Raw genomic sequence first — 21,952 nt, forward strand, 5'->3', positions numbered from 1 at the left:
CTATTTGTCACAGCCTGGAAAAGGCTTAGTCGACGGCTTTGACCATGTCTTCGATGACCTTCTTGGCGTCACCGAAAACCATCATGGTCTTGTCCAGGTAGAACAGCTCGTTATCAAGCCCCGCGTAGCCACTGGCCATCGAGCGCTTGTTGACGATGATGGTCTTGGCCTTGAAGGCTTCGAGGATCGGCATGCCGGCGATCGGCGATTTCGGATCGTTCTTGGCGGCCGGGTTGACCACGTCGTTGGCACCGAGCACCAGCACCACGTCGGCCTGGCCGAACTCGGAGTTGATGTCTTCCATCTCGAACACCTGGTCGTACGGCACTTCGGCTTCAGCCAGCAGTACGTTCATGTGACCTGGCATGCGGCCTGCCACCGGGTGGATCGCATACTTCACGTTCACACCGTTGTGGACCAGCTTCTCGGTCAGTTCCTTGAGCGCGTGCTGGGCACGGGCCACCGCCAGGCCGTAGCCCGGGACGATGATCACGGTATCGGCATTGCTCAGCAGGAAGGTCGCATCATCAGCCGAACCGGATTTCACCGGACGGGCCTCTTGTGCGCCGGCCGGGCCACTGACGTCTGTTGCACCGCCAAAGCCACCGAGGATCACGTTGAAGAACGAACGGTTCATCGCCTTGCACATGATGTACGACAGGATGGCACCGGACGAACCGACCAGGGAGCCGGCAATGATCAGCATCGAGTTGTTCAGCGAGAAGCCGATACCGGCCGCCGCCCAGCCCGAGTAGCTGTTGAGCATCGACACCACGACCGGCATGTCGGCGCCGCCGATCGGGATGATGATCAGCACACCCATGACGAACGCCAGGATCAGCATCAGGGCGAAGGCGCTCAAGTTGCCGGTGAAGGTGAAGACCAGCCCCAGGCCGATGGTTGCCAGGCCCAGCACCAGGTTCAGTTGGTGCTGACCGCGGAACTGCACAGGTGCGCCCTGGAACAGGCGGAACTTGTACTTGCCGGAGAGCTTGCCGAAGGCAATGACCGAACCCGAGAAGGTGATCGCACCGATGGCTGCGCCGAGGAACAGCTCCAGGCGGTTACCGGTGGGGATCGGGTCGCTGATGCTGGAGACGATGCCCAGCGACTGCGGCTCAACCACTGCTGCAATTGCGATGAACACCGCGGCCAGACCGATCATGCTGTGCATGAAAGCAACCAGCTCAGGCATTTTGGTCATTTCAACGCGCTTGGCCATGATCGAGCCGGCAGTGCCGCCGACCAGCAGGCCGACAATGACATAGCCGATGCCGTCAGTGGCCAGCTCTGCACCCAGCTTGTAGATCAGGCCGATGGTGGTGATGATCGCCAGGGCCATGCCGAGCATGCCGAACAGGTTGCCGCGCCGCGACGACGTCGGGTGCGACAGGCCCTTGAGCGCCTGGATGAAGCACACCGAGGCGACGAGGTAGAGAAGTGTTACCAGGTTCATGCTCATGTTTACTGCTTCCCCTCAGCCTTTGCGGCTTTCTTCTTGAACATCTCCAGCATGCGCCGGGTGACCAGGAAACCACCAAATACGTTGACCGCTGCCAAGGCCACCGCCAGGGTGCCCATGATCTTGCCGAACGGTGTCACGGTCAGGGCGGCGGCCAGCATGGCGCCGACGATGACGATGGCGGAAATGGCGTTGGTAACCGCCATCAGGGGGGTATGCAGTGCCGGGGTGACGTTCCACACCACGTGGTAACCGATATAGATCGCCAGCACGAAAATGATCAGGTTATAGACGCCGTGAGAGATCAGCATGTCTTCCATTGTCTAGCTCCTTATCCGTTCTTGCGGATGATCTGGCCGTCGCGGCACATCAGGCACGCGGCGACGATATCGTCTTCGAGGTTGATCACCAGCTGACTGTCCTTGTCGAACAGCAGCTTCATGAAGTCGAGCAGGTTGCGGGCATAGAGCGCCGAAGCATCTGCCCCGACCTGCGCGGGCAGGTTGGTCGGGCCGACGATGGTCACACCATTCTCGATCACTACCTGGTCGGCGACGGTCAGCGGGCAGTTGCCGCCCTGGGCTGCGGCAAGGTCAATGACCACGGAGCCCGGCTTCATTTGCGCAACGGTCTCGGCGCTCAACAGCGTCGGTGCCTTGCGGCCCGGGATCAGCGCGGTGGTGATGACAATGTCAGCCTGCTTGGCGCGCTCGTGCACCGCCTGGGCCTGACGCTGCATCCAGCTCGCAGGCATTGGGCGGGCGTAGCCACCAACGCCTTCGGCACATTCGCGTTCTTCGTCGGTTTCGTAGGGCACGTCGATGAACTTGGCGCCCAGCGACTCGATCTGCTCCTTCACCGCCGGACGGACGTCCGAGGCTTCAATGACGGCGCCCAGGCGCTTGGCCGTGGCGATCGCCTGAAGTCCCGCCACACCCGCACCCAGAATCAGTACACGAGCGGCTTTGACGGTGCCTGCGGCAGTCATCAGCATCGGCATGAAGCGTGGGTAGTAGTGAGCCGCCAGCAGCACCGACTTGTAGCCGGCAATGTTGGCCTGCGAAGACAGCACGTCGAGGCTCTGCGCCCGTGAGGTGCGCGGCGCCGCTTCGAGGGCGAACGCGGTGACGCCGCGTTCGGCCATCTTGGCAATGGTTTCGTTGTTGAACGGATTGAGCATCCCCACCAGGACGGTGCCGCTGTTGATCTGGGCCAATTCGCTGTCGTTGGGTGCTACGACCTTCAACACCAGCTGTGCACCAAACGCATCGGCAGCGCTGCCAATAGTGGCGCCTGCTGCTTCATAGGCACTGTCCGGAACGCTGGCGTTGATGCCGGCGCCGCTCTGGACGGTGACCTGATGCCCCTGACCAATCAGTTTCTTGATGGTTTCCGGGGTTGCAGCAACCCGTGTTTCGCCCGTCTGCGTTTCGAGTGGAACACCAATGTGCACGTCAAATCTCCTGCGTGATCTTTTGTTGGAAAACCAGCGCACTGCGGATGGTGCGTCTGGGGCGGCCGATCAGCACGATCCCGCCGAATTCAGGCGGGGCGCGGCATTTTGCAGGTGATTACAGAGTCGCTTCAACCAGTTTTGAAGGGTGACGGCAATCAAACTACAAGTCACCCTGTGACCGAATGTCGCAATAACTGACCTGGAGCCCGCCAATCACGGGCTTCAGGGAGATTACGGTAAATTTTGAAATAATTCCGCCGAATTCTCTGAATGCGCTGTTCAAAACGCGATTTATGCTGTGAAAGCCGCATAAATAGGAGGGTTAAGGGCTGTCGGAGGGGGTGGAAAAACAGTTGTGGTAATTGCGACATTTCCGTACATCTGTAGGGTTCCAGTTTTACTGACTACGGGGTCGAGTTATTGCTGTGATCCTTGTGGGTAGCGGTATAGCGGCCGGCTTCGGCTACTAGCCAGTCGCGAAAAGCGCGCAAAGATGCAGATTCCACCTTTCGCTCCGGGATCATCAGGTAATACGCCTTGATGCTTGACAGCGCATGCCGGTTGGCGACAACCAGGCGCCCTTCTGCCAATTCGCGCTGGATCAGGAACGGTGGAATCAGCGCCACCCCCATCTCATGCATGGCCGCCTGCGCAAGCATCGAGAATAGCTCATAGCGTGGGCCGGTCATGTCCCTTGGGACGTTCATGTCGAGGCTGTTGAACCATTGGCGCCAGGCGTAGGGGCGTGTGGTCTGTTGCAGTAGAGGCAGTTGTGCGAGCTGTTCGGGGTCTAGCTCCCCTGCTCCACCCAGCAGCGCCGGGCTGCAGACCGGTACCGGATTCTCCCCCATGAGTCGATGGGACTGCGTACCCGACCAGTCGGCATCGCCAAAATAGATGGCGGCATCGAAATTGGTGTCGGCAAACAGGAACGGTCGGGTGCGGTTGGTGAGGTTGACGGTGACCTCGGGGTGACGCAGCTGGAAGTCCTTGAGCCTGGGCAACAGCCATTGGGTGCCGAAGGTCGGTACCACGGCCAGCTCGATCACATTGGCGCCCTGCTGGCCCATTACCGACAAGGTGTCGCGCTCTACGGCGTCCAGTTGTGCCGCTACGCGACGGCTATAGGAAAGCCCTGCCTCGGTGAGCTTTACCCCGCGACGCGAGCGACGGAACAGCTCGACGTTGAGAAACTCCTCCAGGCCGGCGACTTGCCGACAGACGGCGCCCTGAGTCAGGGACAACTCCTGGGAGGCCTTGGTAAAGCTCTCGTGCCGGGCTGCGGCCTCGAAACATACCAGGGCTGCGGTACTGGGGATCTTGCGTCGCATGTACGTCAACCTCACTAATAAGGCGCAAAGAGTGGCGTTGCTGGTATTACGGAGTGAGAAATTATCACAGGACGTTGCGCATTCCTCGTTTGTCTCGTCGGTTGAAGGGGCCTAGGATCAATGCATAACAACTCTGGTCCCATCTTTCGAGGATTCGCTCATGGCCGGTAAAGCAAGCTTCAACTGGATCGATCCGCTGTTGCTCGACCAACAGCTCACTGAAGAAGAGCGCATGGTGCGTGACAGCGCTTATCAGTTCGCCCAGGACAAGTTGGCCCCGCGCGTGCTGGAGGCTTTCCGTCACGAGCAGACTGATCCTGCGATCTTCCGTGAGATGGGCGAAGTCGGCCTGCTCGGCGCCACGATCCCTGAGCAATACGGCGGCAGCGGCCTGAACTATGTGTGCTACGGCTTGATCGCTCGTGAAGTGGAGCGCATCGACTCCGGCTACCGCTCGATGATGAGTGTGCAGTCCTCCCTGGTGATGGTGCCGATCAATGAGTTCGGCAATGAAGCCACCAAGCAGAAGTACCTGCCCAAGCTGGCCAGTGGTGAATGGATTGGTTGCTTCGGCCTGACCGAACCTGACCACGGCTCCGATCCTGGCTCGATGATCACCCGCGCGAAGAAGGTCGAAGGCGGCTATCGCCTGACCGGCAACAAGATGTGGATCACCAACAGCCCGATTGCAGATGTGTTCGTGGTCTGGGCCAAGGACGATGCTGGCGATATCCGCGGCTTTGTGCTGGAAAAGGGCTGGGAAGGTCTGAGCGCCCCGGCGATTCACGGCAAGGTCGGCCTGCGGGCTTCGATCACCGGTGAAATTGTCATGGACAACGTCTTTGTGCCGGAAGAGAACATCTTCCCTGAAGTGCGTGGCCTCAAAGGTCCGTTCACTTGCCTGAACTCTGCCCGTTACGGCATCTCCTGGGGTGCGCTGGGCGCCGCTGAGGCCTGCTGGCATACCGCTCGCCAGTACACCCTGGACCGTAAACAGTTTGGCCGCCCACTGGCCGCCAATCAGCTAATCCAGAAGAAGCTGGCTGACATGCAGACCGAGATTACCCTGGCTCTGCAAGGCTGCCTGCGCCTGGGGCGGATGAAGGATGAAGGCACTGCGGCGGTCGAAATCACTTCGATCATGAAGCGCAACTCCTGCGGCAAGGCGCTGGATATCGCTCGCCTGGCGCGTGACATGCTGGGTGGCAACGGCATCTCCGACGAGTTCGGTGTGGCCCGTCATCTGGTCAACCTGGAAGTGGTCAATACCTATGAAGGTACCCACGACGTGCATGCGCTGATCCTGGGTCGTGCGCAAACTGGCATCCAGGCCTTCTATTAATAAGGAGCCAGCCCATGGGCGCGCTATCTCATCTGCGGGTGCTGGATTTGTCGCGAGTGCTGGCCGGGCCGTGGTCCGGGCAGATCCTTGCCGACCTTGGAGCGGAAGTGATCAAGGTCGAGCGCCCGGGCAGCGGCGATGATACGCGTGCCTGGGGCCCACCCTTCCTCAAGGACGCCTACGGCGAGAACACCAGCGAAGCGGCCTATTACCTATCGGCCAACCGCAACAAGCGGTCGGTGACCATCGACTTCACGCAGCCTGAAGGCCAGCGTCTGGTGCGCGAGCTGGCGGCCAAGTCGGATGTGGTCATCGAGAACTTCAAAGTGGGCGGCCTGGCCGCGTACGGGCTGGATTATGAAAGCCTGAAGGCGATCAATCCGCAGCTTATCTATTGCTCGATCACGGGCTTCGGCCAGACCGGGCCGTATGCCAAGCGTGCAGGCTACGACTTCATGATCCAGGGGTTGGGTGGGCTGATGAGCCTTACCGGCCGCCCCGAGGGTGATGAAGGTGCTGGGCCGGTCAAGGTTGGTGTTGCACTGACCGATATTCTCACGGGCCTTTACTCGACCGTGGCGATCCTGGCCGCCCTCGCCCATCGAGACCATGATGGCGGTGGTCAGCATATCGACATGGCCTTGCTCGATGTGCAAGTGGCCTGCCTGGCCAATCAGGCGATGAACTACCTGACTACCGGCAACCCGCCCAAGCGGCTGGGCAATGCTCACCCCAATATCGTGCCTTACCAGGACTTCCCTACTGCCGACGGTGATTTCATCCTCACGGTGGGCAACGATGGCCAGTTCCGCAAGTTCGCCGAAGTGGCCGGGCAGCCGCAATGGGCGGATGACCCGCGCTTTGCTTCTAATAAGCAGCGCGTCGCCAATCGGGCCGAGTTGATTCCATTGATCCGCCAGGCAACGGTATTCAAAACCACCGCCGAATGGGTCTCTCAGCTGGAAAAGGCTGGCGTGCCGTGCGGGCCTATCAATGATCTGGCGCAGATGTTTGCCGATCCACAGGTGAAAGCCCGGGGACTGGCAATTGAAATCCCGCATCCCCTGGCCGGGGTTGTGCCGCAAGTGGCAAGTCCTATTCGGTTGTCCGCGACGCCGGTGGAGTATCGCAATGCGCCACCTCTGCTGGGGGAGCATACTGAGCAGGTCCTGGGTGAAGTGCTGGGGATGGCGGCCGCGGAGATCGGGCGGTTGCGTGGAGCGGGGGTGTTGTAAGGTTTCTTCCCTTCTATATAGAAGCGGCGCGTCAGGGGCTTATTGTCATAAGTTTGAAATAAAGCATTGACGTGCCGTTTTATCTCTCTATAATTCGCCCCACTTCCGGCGTGGTCGGAATCGAAAACTCCTTGAGTTTCAAAGAGTTAGCGGTTCAAGGTAGTGCTGGAGGGGCTTCGATCGAAAGATCGGCAGCGGTGAAAAGGCAGTTGACAGCGACTTGAAACGCTGTAGAATTCGCCTCCCGCTGACGAGAGATCGCAGCGAGTTAAGCGGTTGAAGTTGAAAGAGAAATTCTGAAAAACTTCAAAATGAACGCTTGACACACTCTGAGGAAGGCGTAGAATGCGCGCCTCGGTTGAAGCGAAAGACTTCAGCCACCGCTCTTTAACAATCGAATCAAGCAATTCGTGTGGGTGCTTGTGAGCTCAGACTGATAGTCAAAAAGATTATCAGCATCACAAGTGACTACACGAGAAGTCGAAAGATTTCAAAGAAGTCATTTGAGATTGCTGAGCCAAGTTTAGGGTTTTCTCAAAACCCAAGCAGTATTGAACTGAAGAGTTTGATCATGGCTCAGATTGAACGCTGGCGGCAGGCCTAACACATGCAAGTCGAGCGGATGAGAAGAGCTTGCTCTTCGATTCAGCGGCGGACGGGTGAGTAATACCTAGGAATCTGCCTGGTAGTGGGGGACAACGTTTCGAAAGGAACGCTAATACCGCATACGTCCTACGGGAGAAAGCAGGGGACCTTCGGGCCTTGCGCTATCAGATGAGCCTAGGTCGGATTAGCTAGTTGGTGAGGTAATGGCTCACCAAGGCGACGATCCGTAACTGGTCTGAGAGGATGATCAGTCACACTGGAACTGAGACACGGTCCAGACTCCTACGGGAGGCAGCAGTGGGGAATATTGGACAATGGGCGAAAGCCTGATCCAGCCATGCCGCGTGTGTGAAGAAGGTCTTCGGATTGTAAAGCACTTTAAGTTGGGAGGAAGGGCATTAACCTAATACGTTAGTGTTTTGACGTTACCGACAGAATAAGCACCGGCTAACTCTGTGCCAGCAGCCGCGGTAATACAGAGGGTGCAAGCGTTAATCGGAATTACTGGGCGTAAAGCGCGCGTAGGTGGTTCGTTAAGTTGGATGTGAAATCCCCGGGCTCAACCTGGGAACTGCATCCAAAACTGGCGAGCTAGAGTAGGGCAGAGGGTGGTGGAATTTCCTGTGTAGCGGTGAAATGCGTAGATATAGGAAGGAACACCAGTGGCGAAGGCGACCACCTGGGCTCATACTGACACTGAGGTGCGAAAGCGTGGGGAGCAAACAGGATTAGATACCCTGGTAGTCCACGCCGTAAACGATGTCAACTAGCCGTTGGAATCCTTGAGATTTTAGTGGCGCAGCTAACGCATTAAGTTGACCGCCTGGGGAGTACGGCCGCAAGGTTAAAACTCAAATGAATTGACGGGGGCCCGCACAAGCGGTGGAGCATGTGGTTTAATTCGAAGCAACGCGAAGAACCTTACCAGGCCTTGACATGCAGAGAACTTTCCAGAGATGGATTGGTGCCTTCGGGAACTCTGACACAGGTGCTGCATGGCTGTCGTCAGCTCGTGTCGTGAGATGTTGGGTTAAGTCCCGTAACGAGCGCAACCCTTGTCCTTAGTTACCAGCACGTAATGGTGGGCACTCTAAGGAGACTGCCGGTGACAAACCGGAGGAAGGTGGGGATGACGTCAAGTCATCATGGCCCTTACGGCCTGGGCTACACACGTGCTACAATGGTCGGTACAGAGGGTTGCCAAGCCGCGAGGTGGAGCTAATCTCACAAAACCGATCGTAGTCCGGATCGCAGTCTGCAACTCGACTGCGTGAAGTCGGAATCGCTAGTAATCGCGAATCAGAATGTCGCGGTGAATACGTTCCCGGGCCTTGTACACACCGCCCGTCACACCATGGGAGTGGGTTGCACCAGAAGTAGCTAGTCTAACCTTCGGGAGGACGGTTACCACGGTGTGATTCATGACTGGGGTGAAGTCGTAACAAGGTAGCCGTAGGGGAACCTGCGGCTGGATCACCTCCTTAATCGACAGACATCAGCTGTCTTATAAGCTCCCACACGAATTGCTTGATTCATTGAAGAAGACGATATCGGTAACAGCTCTTAACTGGGTCTGTAGCTCAGTTGGTTAGAGCGCACCCCTGATAAGGGTGAGGTCGGCAGTTCGAATCTGCCCAGACCCACCAGTTTCTTGTTGGGGCCATAGCTCAGCTGGGAGAGCGCCTGCCTTGCACGCAGGAGGTCAGCGGTTCGATCCCGCTTGGCTCCACCACCCCTTGCTACCGTGTCAAAGCTTAGAAATGAATATTCGCCTCGAATATTGATTTCTGAACTTTTTCAGAATCGTTCTTTAAAAATTTGGGTATGTGATAGAAAGATAGACTGAATAGCACTTTCACTGGTGTTGTTCAGGCTAAGGTAAAATTTGTGAGTTTAATCGCGAATTTTCGGCGAATGTCGTCTTCACAGTATAACCAGATTGCTTGGGGTTATATGGTCAAGTGAAGAAGCGCATACGGTGGATGCCTTGGCAGTCAGAGGCGATGAAAGACGTGGTAGCCTGCGATAAGCTTCGGGGAGTCGGCAAACAGACTTTGATCCGGAGATCTCTGAATGGGGGAACCCACTCAGCATAAGCTGAGTATCTTGTACTGAATACATAGGTGCAAGAGGCGAACCAGGGGAACTGAAACATCTAAGTACCCTGAGGAAAAGAAATCAACCGAGATTCCCTTAGTAGTGGCGAGCGAACGGGGACTAGCCCTTAAGTGGCTTTGAGATTAGCGGAACGCTCTGGAAAGTGCGGCCATAGTGGGTGATAGCCCTGTACGCGAAAATCTCTTAGTCATGAAATCGAGTAGGACGGAGCACGAGAAACTTTGTCTGAATATGGGGGGACCATCCTCCAAGGCTAAATACTACTGACTGACCGATAGTGAACCAGTACCGTGAGGGAAAGGCGAAAAGAACCCCGGAGAGGGGAGTGAAATAGAACCTGAAACCGTATGCGTACAAGCAGTGGGAGCCTACTTGTTAGGTGACTGCGTACCTTTTGTATAATGGGTCAGCGACTTATATTCAGTGGCGAGCTTAACCGAATAGGGGAGGCGTAGCGAAAGCGAGTCTTAATAGGGCGCTTAGTCGCTGGGTATAGACCCGAAACCGGGCGATCTATCCATGGGCAGGTTGAAGGTTAGGTAACACTGACTGGAGGACCGAACCGACTACCGTTGAAAAGTTAGCGGATGACCTGTGGATCGGAGTGAAAGGCTAATCAAGCTCGGAGATAGCTGGTTCTCCTCGAAAGCTATTTAGGTAGCGCCTCATGTATCACTGTAGGGGGTAGAGCACTGTTTCGGCTAGGGGGTCATCCCGACTTACCAAACCGATGCAAACTCCGAATACCTACAAGTGCCGAGCATGGGAGACACACGGCGGGTGCTAACGTCCGTCGTGAAAAGGGAAACAACCCAGACCGTCAGCTAAGGTCCCAAAGTCATGGTTAAGTGGGAAACGATGTGGGAAGGCTTAGACAGCTAGGAGGTTGGCTTAGAAGCAGCCACCCTTTAAAGAAAGCGTAATAGCTCACTAGTCGAGTCGGCCTGCGCGGAAGATGTAACGGGGCTCAAACCATGCACCGAAGCTACGGGTATCACTTAGGTGATGCGGTAGAGGAGCGTTCTGTAAGCCTGTGAAGGTGAGTTGAGAAGCTTGCTGGAGGTATCAGAAGTGCGAATGCTGACATGAGTAACGACAATGGGAGTGAAAAACTCCCACGCCGAAAGACCAAGGTTTCCTGCGCAACGTTAATCGACGCAGGGTTAGTCGGTCCCTAAGGCGAGGCTGAAAAGCGTAGTCGATGGAAAACAGGTTAATATTCCTGTACTTCTAGTTATTGCGATGGAGGGACGGAGAAGGCTAGGCCAGCTTGGCGTTGGTTGTCCAAGTTTAAGGTGGTAGGCTGAGATCTTAGGTAAATCCGGGATCTTAAGGCCGAGAGCTGATGACGAGTTGCCTTTAGGCGACGAAGTGGTTGATGCCATGCTTCCAAGAAAAGCTTCTAAGCTTCAGATAACTAGGAACCGTACCCCAAACCGACACAGGTGGTTGGGTAGAGAATACCAAGGCGCTTGAGAGAACTCGGGTGAAGGAACTAGGCAAAATGGCACCGTAACTTCGGGAGAAGGTGCGCCGGTGAGGGTGAAGGACTTGCTCCGTAAGCTCATGCCGGTCGAAGATACCAGGCCGCTGCGACTGTTTATTAAAAACACAGCACTCTGCAAACACGAAAGTGGACGTATAGGGTGTGACGCCTGCCCGGTGCCGGAAGGTTAATTGATGGGGTTAGCTAACGCGAAGCTCTTGATCGAAGCCCCGGTAAACGGCGGCCGTAACTATAACGGTCCTAAGGTAGCGAAATTCCTTGTCGGGTAAGTTCCGACCTGCACGAATGGCGTAACGATGGCGGCGCTGTCTCCACCCGAGACTCAGTGAAATTGAAATCGCTGTGAAGATGCAGTGTATCCGCGGCTAGACGGAAAGACCCCGTGAACCTTTACTATAGCTTTGCACTGGACTTTGAATTTGCTTGTGTAGGATAGGTGGGAGGCTTTGAAGCGTGGACGCCAGTTCGCGTGGAGCCATCCTTGAAATACCACCCTGGCAACTTTGAGGTTCTAACTCAGGTCCGTTATCCGGATCGAGGACAGTGTATGGTGGGTAGTTTGACTGGGGCGGTCTCCTCCTAAAGAGTAACGGAGGAGTACGAAGGTGCGCTCAGACCGGTCGGAAATCGGTCGTAGAGTATAAAGGCAAAAGCGCGCTTGACTGCGAGACAGACACGTCGAGCAGGTACGAAAGTAGGTCTTAGTGATCCGGTGGTTCTGTATGGAAGGGCCATCGCTCAACGGATAAAAGGTACTCCGGGGATAACAGGCTGATACCGCCCAAGAGTTCATATCGACGGCGGTGTTTGGCACCTCGATGTCGGCTCATCACATCCTGGGGCTGAAGCCGGTCCCAAGGGTATGGCTGTTCGCCATTTAAAGTGGTACGCGAGCTGGGTTTAGAACGTCGTGAGACAGTTCGGTCCCTATCTGCCGTGGACGTTTGAGATTTGAGAGGGGCTGCTCCTAGTACGAGAGGACCGGAGTGGACGAACCTCTGGTGTTCCGGTTGTCACGCCAGTGGCATTGCCGGGTAGCTATGTTCGGAAGAGATAACCGCTGAAAGCATCTAAGCGGGAAACTTGCCTCAAGATGAGATCTCACTGGAGCCTTGAGCTCCCTGAAGGGCCGTCGAAGACTACGACGTTGATAGGTTGGGTGTGTAAGCGCTGTGAGGCGTTGAGCTAACCAATACTAATTGCCCGTGAGGCTTGACCATATAACACCCAAGCAATTTGCGTCGAACGACCAGATTACGGTGTTGTGAAGACGAAACGAACCGAAAGTTTGCGACTCACAAAACATCACATACCCGATTTGCTGGAGCGTCGAACGACGGTCCGGTACACAGAATTTCTTGACGACCATAGAGCATTGGAACCACCTGATCCCATCCCGAACTCAGTAGTGAAACGATGCATCGCCGATGGTAGTGTGGGGTTTCCCCATGTGAGAGTAGGTCATCGTCAAGATTAAATTCCGAAACCCCTATCTGCACACGCAGGTAGGGGTTTTGTCTTTAGGGTAGAAGCATCAAGAATTCGCTGGCACGTCGCTACAGACGGACCGGCACACAGAATTTCTTGACGACCATAGAGCATTGGAACCACCTGATCCCATCCCGAACTCAGCAGTGAAACGATGCATCGCCGATGGTAGTGTGGGGTTTCCCCATGTGAGAGTAGGTCATCGTCAAGATTCAATTCCAGAACCCCTGTCTGCACTGCAGACAGGGGTTTTGTCTTTCTGGGGGTTGGGATTTATACCTTCCTTGCTCTGCTATTGCGCCGCGCCTGCAGCTTGCGCCACCAGATGTACACCCCGGTCAACGACAGCACTGCAATCATCACCCCCAGCACCGCAATCAACACCTGGCCCGTCATGCCAATGATGCGTCCGCCATGTATGGGTAACTGCAAGCGGTAGAAGCGTTCCCCCAGCGTGCCTTGCCCGGCGATCTCTTTATCCAGCAACCGCCCGTCGGTGCCGTGAAAGAACAGCCAGGACTTACCCTGGGCATCGGTATCGTGCTGGCCAAAGCCTGCGCCGTAGAAGTTGTACTCGAAGCTGTAATACAGCTCGCCGATCGGTGCCGTCAGCCCCAGGCGCTGACCCTCCTGCTGAGCCAACTGATAGGCCTGTTGATAAGTCAGCAGCGTCTGCCCCAACTCATCCTTCGGCAGGCCGCCTCGGGCCTCATAGACGCTTGGCGCCACAGGCGAGAACAACGACACCGCCGGCTTGAACACTTGGGCAGGCAAGTTCATCGCCACGCTGCTGATTGCCACCGGCACCAGCAACAACCACAGCCATAAACCACCAGCCCTGTGGATATCCATATTCATCCGATATGCATGCCCACCCTTGATCTTCCAGGCAGTGGACCACTTGCGCCAGAACGGCCGCCCCCGCGGCAGCGTCAGCAACACGGCGATGAAGCAGTCGAGCACCCAGAGAATCGCCACCACGCCCATCAACAGAATCCCCCAGTTGCCTGGCAGGGTCAGGCTGTAGTGCAGCTCGAGCATGAACGGCATGAAGTTCTCACGCGAGAAGCAGCACTCGCCCCAGTAGCGCTGGCCGAGTGTCTGCCCGCTGACCGGGTCGAGGTAGAAGACTGTGTTCTTCTCGGCGTAGGGCTGCCCGGACGCCGGGTCATTGCGTGGCACGGCTGCCAGCAGCGCGGCATGCGCAGGCTCGTTCGGGTACTCCATGTACCAGACCTGCAGTCGCGGATGCTCGGCTTGAACCTTATCCACAAGCGCGCCCGGTTGCTGTCGCTCACCCACCGCAGGGGCGTCATAGAAGGAGGGGTTGAGCCATTCGTCCAGCTCGTGATGAAAGGCCAGCACACTGCCGGTGAGGCCAGCCATGGCCAGAAACAGGGCCGTGACCAGGCCAAGGTAGCGGTGCAGTAGAACGTAGAGATGACGCATGATCGAAAGTCCGAATTGAAGTCGCCACATACAACAAAGCCAGCCCCCTGAATCAGGTGCTGGCTTTGGCGTTCATTACCCTGGGATCAGAACTGATAGCTGACCGTTGCGCTGACGTTGCGCTCTTCGCCCATGTAGCAGTAGCTCAGGCTGGCACAAGAGGCGATGTAGCTCTCATTGGTCAGGTTGTTGGCATTGACCCGCACATCCATGCCCTTGAGGCCGACCTTGCCCAGGTCATAGCCGACCGAGGCATCGAACAGGGTGTAGGAGGGCACCTTCATGGTGTTCTCGGCATCGACCCAGCTATAGCCCACATACCGCACGCCACCCCCAAGACGAAGTCCGTCCAGGGCACCTTGGCGGAAGTTGTAGTCAGCCCACAGTGACGCCATGTGCCGCGGCGCCTGGGTGGGCGAGTTGCCGTTGTTGTCGAGGTCGGCGGCTACCAGGCTTGGCATCGCCTTGGAGTACTCGATGTCGGTGAAGGTGTAGCTGCCCAGCACCTTGAGGTTGTCGCTGACCTGCACGTGGGCCTCAAGCTCCAGGCCTTGGGAGCGAACCGCACCCACCGGGCGATAGAAGTCCTCGTTCGGTTGCTTGGAGGCCAGGTTCTCCTGCTCGATGTGGAACACCGACGCGGTGAACAGATTGTCGGTACCCGGTGGCTGGTACTTGATACCGGTTTCCCACTGGGTGCCTTCGGTAGGTGCCAGCGGCTTGCCGTTCTGGTCGGAGACGCTGTTGGGGTTGAACGACTCGGAGTAGCTGATGTACGGCGCGATGCCATTGTCGAAGACATACAGCACACCCGCGCGGCCGGTGAGCTTGGTCGGCGAATCGCTGACGCGGCTGCCTTCGATATCGCGATTTTCCTCGGAGGTCTTCACCCAGTCCTGCCGCAGGCCCAGGGAGAAGCGCCAGTTGTCCAGTTCGATGAGGTCCTGCATGTACACGCCGGTCTGCTGCAGGCGGCGCAGGTAACGGTTTTCACCCAGGATCTGCAGGTCACCATTGCCGTACTGCGGGTTCCCGGCGTCCAGGCTGTTGACGGTGCCGTAGCGCCAGTCCACGAGCGCCTTGCGGCGCTGATAGTCGGCACCGGTGAGCAAGGTGTGCTTGGCGGAGCCCGTGAAGAATTCGGCTTGCAGCATATTGTCGACGATGAATGAATGCAGCCGCTCGTCACCGCCGGTATAGGCGCGGTTCATCTCGTTGGTAGCGGGGTCGGCCCAGCCGGCAAAGTAGACCTGGTCCATCGACACGTCTGAATCCTGGTAGCGGAAGTTCTGTCGTGCGGTGAAGACATCGTTGAAGCGATGCTCGAACTGATAGCTGAAGGACTGCTGAGTACGCTCGTAGTTGTCGCTGTCGGGCTCGCCCTCGAAGAAGTGATCGGACAGCCGCAGGCCATTGCGTGGATGCAGGGCGCCATCTGCCGGCAGGGCACCGTGGTAGCCGCCGTTGGGGTCGTGTTGCAGGTAGGCCTGCAGGGTCAGTGAGGTGTCTTCGCTGAAGTTGATGCTGACCGAAGGCGCCAAGGCGTAGCGCTCTTCCTTGTTGTGATCGAACTGGGTGTCGGAAGCGTCGGCGAGGCCGGTCAGGCGATAGGCGATGCGCTTGTCCTCATCCAGCGGGCCGCTGAAGTCGAACCCGGCGCCCCGCTGACCCTGCGTGCCCACCGTCGCCTGCACCTGGCGGAACGGCTCATACAGCGGCTTCTTGCTGGTAAGGGCAACCAGGCCGCCCGGCGAACTGCGGCCATAGAGCACCGAGGAGGGCCCCTTGAGAATGTCGATGCGCTCGAGGAAGTACGGGTCGACCTGCATCGTGCTGTAGGTGCCGTTGTCCCCCATGGACTTAAGGCCGTCCAGGTAGATGTTATCCACAGAGCCATCGTTGAAGCCGCGCATGGCCACGTAGTCGTAGCGGTGAGTCGCGCCGTAGGGGTTGGTCAGTACCCCGGGGGTGTAGCGCATGGCCTGGGCCACGGTCTGCGAGCCCTGATCGTCCATCTGCTGGCGGGTCACCACCGACACCGATTGTGAGGTTTCCAGCAGCGCCATACTGGTCTTGGTCGCGACCTGGCTGTGGGTCGCGTTGTAGCCCTCCATGCTACCCAGTGCGTTGCCCAGCGCAAACTCGCGCACCTCGGTGGAGGGTAGGGCCAGGGCGGCGTCCTGCGCCTGAGCATGCAACACATAGCTGCTGCCATCCTGGCTGCTGGCTTCGAGCCCGGAACCATTGAGCAACTGGCGCAAGCCCTGGTCGGCACTGTAGCTGCCCGACAGGCCAGGTGATTGCAAGCCCTCGGTTAGCTGGGGCGTACTCGACAGGGTAATACCCGCCTGACGGGCGAACTGGTTGAGCACTTCGTTGAGCGAGCCGGCCGGGATGCTGTATTGCTGGCTCACACTACCGGCCTGTTCCGCCAGCGCCTGGGTGGGCAATGCAGCCACACCCAGGGCGGTGCCGAGCAGGGCGGCGCGGATTGCGTTGCCCAGGGTGCTGCGGCAAGCAGAATCTAAGACAGGTTGAAAATCATTCTTTCCAGTGGGCCGCAGCAAAGGCGAAACATTACGCATGGAGAACATCCGTTAAGTCGGTAAGGGCAGAAGAAGTCGCTTACTGTCCTAGCCGGACTCGCGAGAAAAACCCGACAGAAATATCTGCAGAAAATCAGGCCAGCCGTTCCAGGCGCACCCACCAGCGTGTCCGGTAGCTGACCTTGACGGGTAACGTCTGTGGCAGCAGTTGCAACAGTTTGTCGGTGTCTTCCAGGCGGAACACCCCTGACAGGCGCAGGTCGGCAATGTCATCGGCGCAACTGAGCATGCCATGTCGATACCGGCCGACCTCGGCGACAAAATCGGCCAGGCGCATATCGCGGGTCACGATCAGGCCTTCGGCCCAGGCCCCGGCGTCCATGTCCAGTTGCTGGAGCAGGCTGACGCCTTGGGCATCGAGCCGCAGTGACTGGCCGGCGCCAAACCATTGCAGTGCGCCGGGTGCATGCACCGCGACGCTGCCCTGGCTGACGCTCACCCGTGTGCAGTCCGGGTCCTGGCGTACCACGAAGCGGCCATCGAACCCTTCGAGCAGGCCGTGGCGTGTTTGCACCAGCAGTGGACGGCTGGCCGCATTGGCCGTGTCATTGGCGCAGGTCAGCATCATTTCGCCGCGCTTGAGGCGGATCAGCCGCTGCTTGCTGTCGAAGGCCAGGTCGGCGGCGCTGTCGGTATTGAGCTGCAGCACAGAGCCATCGGGCAGGCGGAAACTGCGGCGTTCACCCGTACCGCTGGCAAAGTCTGACGTCCAGTTATCGAGCGCCTGGAGATCCTTGCCCAGCCAGGCGGCCGAGCCGAGTACCACGACGCCACTGAGCAGTTTCAGTGCCTGGCGCCGATGCAGGCGCTGGTTGCTGTTCTCCAGCGTCTGCAAGGCGACACTGGCACCGGGCAGCGAACGCAGGTTCAACTCCTGGTGCAATGACTGCACCCGTTGCCAGGCCAGCTCATGCTCCTGATGGGCCGCGCGCCAGTGTTCGCACTGTTGCAGCAGGTGAGGGCTGTTGCCGTTCTCGCGCAGTTTGAGCATCCAGTGAATGGCTTGCTTGACTACCCGGGGCGCGGGATTCAGAGCGCTCATCGCCGTTTAATCCTGCGACTCATAACGCAGCAGATAGCAGTGATACAGCGCATCGGCCACATAACGCTCGACCGAGCGCAGGGAAACGCCCATTTGCTCGGCGATCTCCTTGTGGGTCAGCCCTTCACACTGCGCGAGCAGAAAAGCCCGGCGGACCTTGGGCTTGAGTCCGTCGAGCATCTGCGCGATGCCTTCGAGCAACTCCAGTAGCAGTTCACGGGTCTCGACCGACGGGACTTCAGCCTCCGGCAGATGCGCCAGGGCTTCAAGGTAGGCCCGGTGCAGTTCTTCACGGCGCCAATGATCAATCACCAGGCCCCGGGCGATCGTGCGCAGAAAGGCCCGTGGGGCAGTGAGTTCAAACTGCTCGCTGCGCTGCAACAGGCGCACGAAGGTGTCCTGGGCGAGGTCTGCGGCATCGGCGGCATTCCCCAGCTTGCTGCGCAGCCAGGAGTTCAACCAACTGTGGTGATGACTGTAAAGCGAATGCACGGACTCTTGAGAAGACATGTAGGTGCGCTGCTGGAGGGGTCACAAATGATAATTAGTCGCATTGTTGGTGCGCCGGGAATATTTTGCAACTTTTCTCGAACAGCGCTTCGCGGCCGATCACAGCCTGGCGGCCGCGGCTACAAAGCGTGTCTGTGAAGGGGATTATTCGGCAGATCGGCTGTTGAGGTAGGCCTTGATGGTGATCTCAGCCTTGTTCAAGTGGCGCTCGAGAATACGGATGGCGTCCTCGACCGACCTGTCGTTGGCGGCGTCCACCAGGCCGTTATGGTCATCCTGGGTCAGCTTGCCCAGGCCCATCGAAGACAAGTGAAAACGCAGAAAGCGCTCCTCTTCGTTCAGTTCGATCTCAATCAGGCGCAGCAGTTTCTTGTTGCTGGCCTTGCTGTACAGGCTCATGTGAAACAGGCGATTGAGCCGGCCAATCTCGGCATGGCGGGTTTCGTTTTCCAACTGCGCGATGTAGCTGCGGGCCAGGGCAATGTCTTCCGGCTCAAGCAGCGGGATCGACTGGCGTAGCGCTTCGGACTCCAGGATCACCCGCAGGGCGTAGGTGTCCACGGCATCTTCACCAATCAGCGGTGCGACCACGGCGCCCTTGTGCGCCACCACCCGCAACAGCGACTGCGCTTCAAGCTGACGCAGGGCTTCGCGCACCGGCATCCGGCTGACGCCGAACAGGGTGGCCAGTTCCTGCTGGCGCAGGGCGTGGCCAGGTGCCAGGCGGCCATCGAGGATAGCGCTGCGCAACCGCTCTTCAATCACACTACGAGCCAGGTGCGGAGGCACTTGCTCGCCGCCCAGTATTTCGCTCAGAGGTCTGGATTTATCGGTCACGCTGTACGCTGCCCTGTGTTGAGGTGTGTCATTGATTGGATCCAATCACACTAGTTAGAGGATGGGTGCATGTCAAACCGCGGGGGACAGGCGTCCATCGTTGCCGGCAGGCAGCGGCCGCGGCGGTACTTGCTATCGTGAATGAAGTTTTTCCCCAAGGGAAGCTGCGCCGACAGAGCGGCTGGCCAAGACTTTGCTGCAGGCCAGTAAGCGGATGGCGCAATGATTGTAAGGTGCCATTGTTTTTTAATGGACCAGGCCGCACCATCGGTGCTTTTCCATGAGTCTGCGCGGGTTCTCGCAGTGGCGATACGTTGGGCTGTTCACTTGACCATGCGCCGGCTGGGCCTTGCCGTCGTGCTCGGCTGCCTGCTGCTGGGCAGCTTGCAGGCCGATTGGGACTTCTCCCAGATCAGCCGTCGCGCCCAGTCCCTGTACGGACCAATGGGGGCGGGACAAGGTCGTATCGATGCCTGGCAGAATCTGTTGACCACACAGAAGCAGGGCAGCGAGGCCGAGCAGCTCAAACGGGTCAATCTGTTCTTCAACCACCAGCTGCGCTATGTCGAAGATATCGACCTGTGGCGCGAGGTCGACTATTGGGCAACGCCCATACAGTCCCTGATCAAGGGGGCGGGCGATTGCGAAGACTATGCTATCGCCAAGTACTTCAGCCTGCGGCGTATGGGCGTGCCGGCGGATAAGCTGCGCATTACCTACGTCAAGGCACTGCGTCAGAACCGCGCGCACATGGTCCTGACCTACTATTCGAGCCCCAATGCCATGCCGCTGGTACTCGATAGCTTGATGGATGCGATCAAGCCCGCCAGTGAGCGTACCGACCTGCTGCCGGTCTATTCCTTCAATGGTGAAGGACTGTGGCTGACGGGGGCAGGGGGCAACAAGAAGGTCGGCGACACGAAACGCTTGTCACGCTGGCAGGATCTACTGAAAAAGATGCAGGCCGAAGGTTTCCCGGCCGAGCCGGTTTACTAAAGGAGCACAGATGTCACTGTTCAAACAATTGCTGCTTGCCATCTGCCTGTTCCTGGTAGTCGCCTTCAGCGGCAGCTTCATGGTCAGCCTGGAGAGCTCGCGCAGCCAATACGTCAATCAATTGCGCTCCCACGCCCAGGATGCTGCCACCGCCCTGGCATTGTCGCTGACCCCGAATATCGACGACCCGGCGATGGTCGAGTTGATGGTCAGTTCAATCTTCGACAGTGGCTACTACTCAAGCATCAAGGTCGTCGACCTGGGCTCCAACGCCGTGTTGGTGGAGCGCCACGCCGAGGCTGAAGCAGGCAGTGTGCCGGCCTGGTTCATTCGCCTGATCGGCCTTGAGCCCGCCGGCGGTGACGCCATCGTCAGCCGTGGTTGGCAGCAGGCGGCACGGGTCGAGGTGGTCAGCCACCCGATGTTTGCCCTGGCCAAGCTCTGGCAAAGCGCCCTGGGCAGCCTGGGCTGGTTGCTGCTGTGCGGCGCCTTGAGCGCAGTGCTGGGCGCTCTGTTGCTGCGTCGCCAGCTCAAGCCGCTGGATTACATGGTGGAGCAGTCGCACGCCATTGCCCGCCGGGAGTTTCTCAGCCTGCCCGACCTGCCGAGCACCCCTGAATTGCGCCGGGTGGTCCAGGCCATGAACCAGATGGTCGAAAAGCTCAAGGCACTGTTCAAGGAGCAGGCCGAGCGCAGCGAGAAGCTGCGGGTCGAATCCTACCAGGACAGCCTGACCGGCCTGGCCAACCGCCGCTATTTCGAGATGCAGCTCAATGCCCAGGTCAGCAATATCGAAGAGGCCCGTCCTGGTTACCTGTTGCTGTTGCGGGTCAAGGACCTGGCCGGGCTCAACCAGCGCCTGGGAGGCCAGCGCACCGACCAGTTGCTCCAGGCCGTCGGGCAGCAACTACAGCGCACCTGTGCCAATTACCCGGAAACCAACAACCTGATCACCCGTAGCCGTGGTGGCGAGTTCGCGGTGCTGGCGCCGGGGCTGGTGCATGAAGAGGCGGTGCAATTGGCCCAGGCCCTGGAAGTGACGCTGCAGAGCCTGGCCGACACTGGCGCCACCGATGTCACCCCGGTCGCCTGCATCGGCATGGCCCCCTACAGCCCGGGCGACTCACCGCAGGCATTGCTCAAGCTGGCCGACGAAGCCCTGGCCCGGGCCGAGAACCAGGTGGAGCCTGGCTGGGTTTGTCTTGAGCAAGGTACTGCACCGCAGGCCGGCGATACCCATCACGCCTGGCATACGCTGCTTGACCAGGCGCTGCAGCAAGGGCGGTTCGAGTTGTTCTTTCAGCCGGTGGTGGACTGCAATTCACCGGAGAAGGTGCTGCACTACAAGGTGATCTCGCGGGTGCTCGACGCCGAAGGTCAGGCCGTTGCCGCCGGACGCTTCCTGCCCTGGCTGGAGCGCTTTGGCTGGTCGGCGCGGCTCGATGTGCTGATGCTCGAAAAGGTGCTCAAGCACCTGCAAACGCACACTGAAGCGCTGGCGCTGAACCTGTCGGCAGCCACCCTGGCCGACCCCGATGCCTTGCAGCGTGTTTATGAGCTGCTCGGCCAGCATGCTGCCCTGGGCTCGCGCCTGACCCTGGAAATCGGTGAAGAGCAACTGCCCGAGCAGGCCATGCTTGAGCAGTTGACCCGGCGCCTGCACGCACTGGGTTACAGCCTGAGCCTGCAACGGTTCGGCGGGCGATTCAGCATGATCGGCAACCTGGCCCACCTGGGCCTGGCCTACCTGAAGATCGACGGCAGCTACATTCGCGCCATCGACCAGGAGCAGCACAAGCGCCTGTTCATCGAAGCGATCCAGCGCGCCGCGCACAGCATCGATCTGCCGCTGATTGCCGAACGGGTAGAAACCGAGGGTGAGCTCAAGGTGCTGCGCGAGATGGGTATTCAGGGCATTCAGGGCCGCTTGGTGGGTGAGCCCGCACCTTGGCGCTGAAACAGGCTGA

The 21,952-nt window shown here is 58.5% G+C and carries 13 protein-coding genes, 2 tRNA genes and 4 rRNA genes; 10 read left to right on the plus strand and 9 right to left on the minus strand.

Going from position 1 to position 21,952, the window contains the following annotated elements; all coding sequences use genetic code 11:
• Positions 1–25: 25 nt before the first annotated feature.
• The 4 genes from U9R80_RS00540 to U9R80_RS00555 form a co-directional block, all read right to left on the minus strand.
• The gene (locus tag U9R80_RS00540) at positions 26–1,462 is read right to left on the minus strand and encodes an NAD(P)(+) transhydrogenase (Re/Si-specific) subunit beta (protein WP_301839155.1); all 1,437 of its coding nucleotides are present in this window, start codon (positions 1,460–1,462) and stop codon (positions 26–28) included.
• Between the two features lie 2 nt (positions 1,463–1,464).
• Positions 1,465–1,782, minus strand: a complete 318-nt coding sequence (locus U9R80_RS00545) for an NAD(P) transhydrogenase subunit alpha (RefSeq protein ID WP_301839157.1) — start codon at positions 1,780–1,782, stop codon at positions 1,465–1,467.
• Between the two features lie 11 nt (positions 1,783–1,793).
• Positions 1,794–2,915, minus strand: coding sequence for a Re/Si-specific NAD(P)(+) transhydrogenase subunit alpha (locus tag U9R80_RS00550; protein ID WP_301839160.1), 1,122 nt, complete (start codon positions 2,913–2,915; stop codon positions 1,794–1,796).
• Between the two features lie 407 nt (positions 2,916–3,322).
• Positions 3,323–4,249, minus strand: a complete 927-nt coding sequence (locus tag U9R80_RS00555; protein WP_301839162.1) for a LysR family transcriptional regulator — start codon at positions 4,247–4,249, stop codon at positions 3,323–3,325.
• A 160-nt stretch (positions 4,250–4,409) separates the two neighbouring features.
• Between U9R80_RS00555 and U9R80_RS00560 the strand changes: the two genes are divergently transcribed.
• The 8 genes from U9R80_RS00560 to rrf (U9R80_RS00595) all read left to right on the plus strand — a co-directional run bounded on the left by U9R80_RS00560 (position 4,410) and on the right by rrf (U9R80_RS00595) (position 12,756).
• Positions 4,410–5,591, plus strand: a complete 1,182-nt coding sequence (locus tag U9R80_RS00560; protein ID WP_028942681.1) for an acyl-CoA dehydrogenase — start codon at positions 4,410–4,412, stop codon at positions 5,589–5,591.
• 14 nt (positions 5,592–5,605) lie between these two features.
• Complete coding sequence (locus U9R80_RS00565; RefSeq protein WP_301839165.1) at positions 5,606–6,826, plus strand: CaiB/BaiF CoA transferase family protein; 1,221 nt, start codon at positions 5,606–5,608, stop codon at positions 6,824–6,826.
• 553 nt (positions 6,827–7,379) lie between these two features.
• Positions 7,380–8,916 (plus strand): 16S ribosomal RNA (locus tag U9R80_RS00570).
• 85 nt (positions 8,917–9,001) lie between these two features.
• Positions 9,002–9,078 (plus strand) — tRNA-Ile (locus U9R80_RS00575).
• Positions 9,079–9,088: 10 nt separating this feature from the next.
• A tRNA-Ala gene (locus tag U9R80_RS00580) sits at positions 9,089–9,164 on the plus strand.
• 223 nt (positions 9,165–9,387) lie between these two features.
• A 23S ribosomal RNA gene (locus U9R80_RS00585) occupies positions 9,388–12,277 on the plus strand.
• 137 nt (positions 12,278–12,414) lie between these two features.
• Positions 12,415–12,530 (plus strand): 5S ribosomal RNA (rrf, locus tag U9R80_RS00590).
• Positions 12,531–12,640: 110 nt separating this feature from the next.
• Positions 12,641–12,756, plus strand: a 5S ribosomal RNA gene (gene rrf / locus U9R80_RS00595).
• Together the 16S, 23S and 5S rRNA genes with 2 tRNA genes alongside form the textbook arrangement of a ribosomal RNA operon.
• Before the next feature lie 62 nt (positions 12,757–12,818).
• Here the strand turns inward: rrf (U9R80_RS00595) and U9R80_RS00600 are convergent.
• From U9R80_RS00600 to U9R80_RS00620, 5 genes are all read right to left on the minus strand, one after another.
• Complete coding sequence (locus tag U9R80_RS00600; RefSeq protein ID WP_301843376.1) at positions 12,819–13,994, minus strand: PepSY-associated TM helix domain-containing protein; 1,176 nt, start codon at positions 13,992–13,994, stop codon at positions 12,819–12,821.
• Positions 13,995–14,080: 86 nt separating this feature from the next.
• The gene (locus U9R80_RS00605; RefSeq protein WP_301843388.1) at positions 14,081–16,498 is read right to left on the minus strand and encodes a TonB-dependent siderophore receptor; all 2,418 of its coding nucleotides are present in this window, start codon (positions 16,496–16,498) and stop codon (positions 14,081–14,083) included.
• Positions 16,499–16,673: 175 nt separating this feature from the next.
• On the minus strand, positions 16,674–17,642 hold the full coding sequence (locus U9R80_RS00610) for a FecR domain-containing protein (RefSeq protein WP_301843378.1): 969 nt from the start codon (positions 17,640–17,642) through the stop codon (positions 16,674–16,676).
• 6 nt (positions 17,643–17,648) lie between these two features.
• A complete protein-coding gene (locus U9R80_RS00615) occupies positions 17,649–18,152 on the minus strand; it encodes a sigma-70 family RNA polymerase sigma factor (RefSeq protein WP_301843380.1) in 504 nt (167 codons plus the stop codon).
• Between the two features lie 144 nt (positions 18,153–18,296).
• On the minus strand, positions 18,297–18,989 hold the full coding sequence (locus tag U9R80_RS00620) for a GntR family transcriptional regulator (RefSeq protein ID WP_301843382.1): 693 nt from the start codon (positions 18,987–18,989) through the stop codon (positions 18,297–18,299).
• 333 nt (positions 18,990–19,322) lie between these two features.
• Here U9R80_RS00620 and lapG point away from each other — a divergent pair, with 333 nt between their 5' ends.
• Together lapG and lapD are read left to right on the plus strand one after the other, a co-directional pair.
• Positions 19,323–19,985 (plus strand): cysteine protease LapG, encoded by a 663-nt coding sequence (gene lapG / locus U9R80_RS00625; RefSeq protein WP_442964953.1) that lies wholly within the window; start codon positions 19,323–19,325, stop codon positions 19,983–19,985.
• A 10-nt stretch (positions 19,986–19,995) separates the two neighbouring features.
• Positions 19,996–21,942 (plus strand): cyclic di-GMP receptor LapD, encoded by a 1,947-nt coding sequence (gene lapD, locus U9R80_RS00630; protein ID WP_301843386.1) that lies wholly within the window; start codon positions 19,996–19,998, stop codon positions 21,940–21,942.
• The last annotated feature ends 10 nt before the right edge of the window (positions 21,943–21,952 follow it).

The organism is Pseudomonas sp. JQ170C, assembly GCF_035581345.1.
Classification (GTDB): domain Bacteria; phylum Pseudomonadota; class Gammaproteobacteria; order Pseudomonadales; family Pseudomonadaceae; genus Aquipseudomonas.

What these genes read in the sequence shown, in the direction of transcription:
- U9R80_RS00565 (WP_301839165.1), top strand. Translation starts at nt 5,606, where the DNA reads ATGGGCGCGCTATCTCATCTGCGGGTGCTGGATTTGTCGCGAGTGCTG.
- lapD (WP_301843386.1), top strand. Translation starts at nt 19,996, where the DNA reads ATGTCACTGTTCAAACAATTGCTGCTTGCCATCTGCCTGTTCCTGGTA.
- U9R80_RS00555 (WP_301839162.1), bottom strand. Translation starts at nt 4,249, where the DNA reads ATGCGACGCAAGATCCCCAGTACCGCAGCCCTGGTATGTTTCGAGGCC.
- U9R80_RS00540 (WP_301839155.1), bottom strand. Translation starts at nt 1,462, where the DNA reads ATGAGCATGAACCTGGTAACACTTCTCTACCTCGTCGCCTCGGTGTGC.
- lapG (WP_442964953.1), top strand. Translation starts at nt 19,323, where the DNA reads ATGCGCCGGCTGGGCCTTGCCGTCGTGCTCGGCTGCCTGCTGCTGGGC.
- U9R80_RS00610 (WP_301843378.1), bottom strand. Translation starts at nt 17,642, where the DNA reads ATGAGCGCTCTGAATCCCGCGCCCCGGGTAGTCAAGCAAGCCATTCAC.
- U9R80_RS00545 (WP_301839157.1), bottom strand. Translation starts at nt 1,782, where the DNA reads ATGGAAGACATGCTGATCTCTCACGGCGTCTATAACCTGATCATTTTC.
- U9R80_RS00615 (WP_301843380.1), bottom strand. Translation starts at nt 18,152, where the DNA reads ATGTCTTCTCAAGAGTCCGTGCATTCGCTTTACAGTCATCACCACAGT.
- U9R80_RS00560 (WP_028942681.1), top strand. Translation starts at nt 4,410, where the DNA reads ATGGCCGGTAAAGCAAGCTTCAACTGGATCGATCCGCTGTTGCTCGAC.
- U9R80_RS00600 (WP_301843376.1), bottom strand. Translation starts at nt 13,994, where the DNA reads ATGCGTCATCTCTACGTTCTACTGCACCGCTACCTTGGCCTGGTCACG.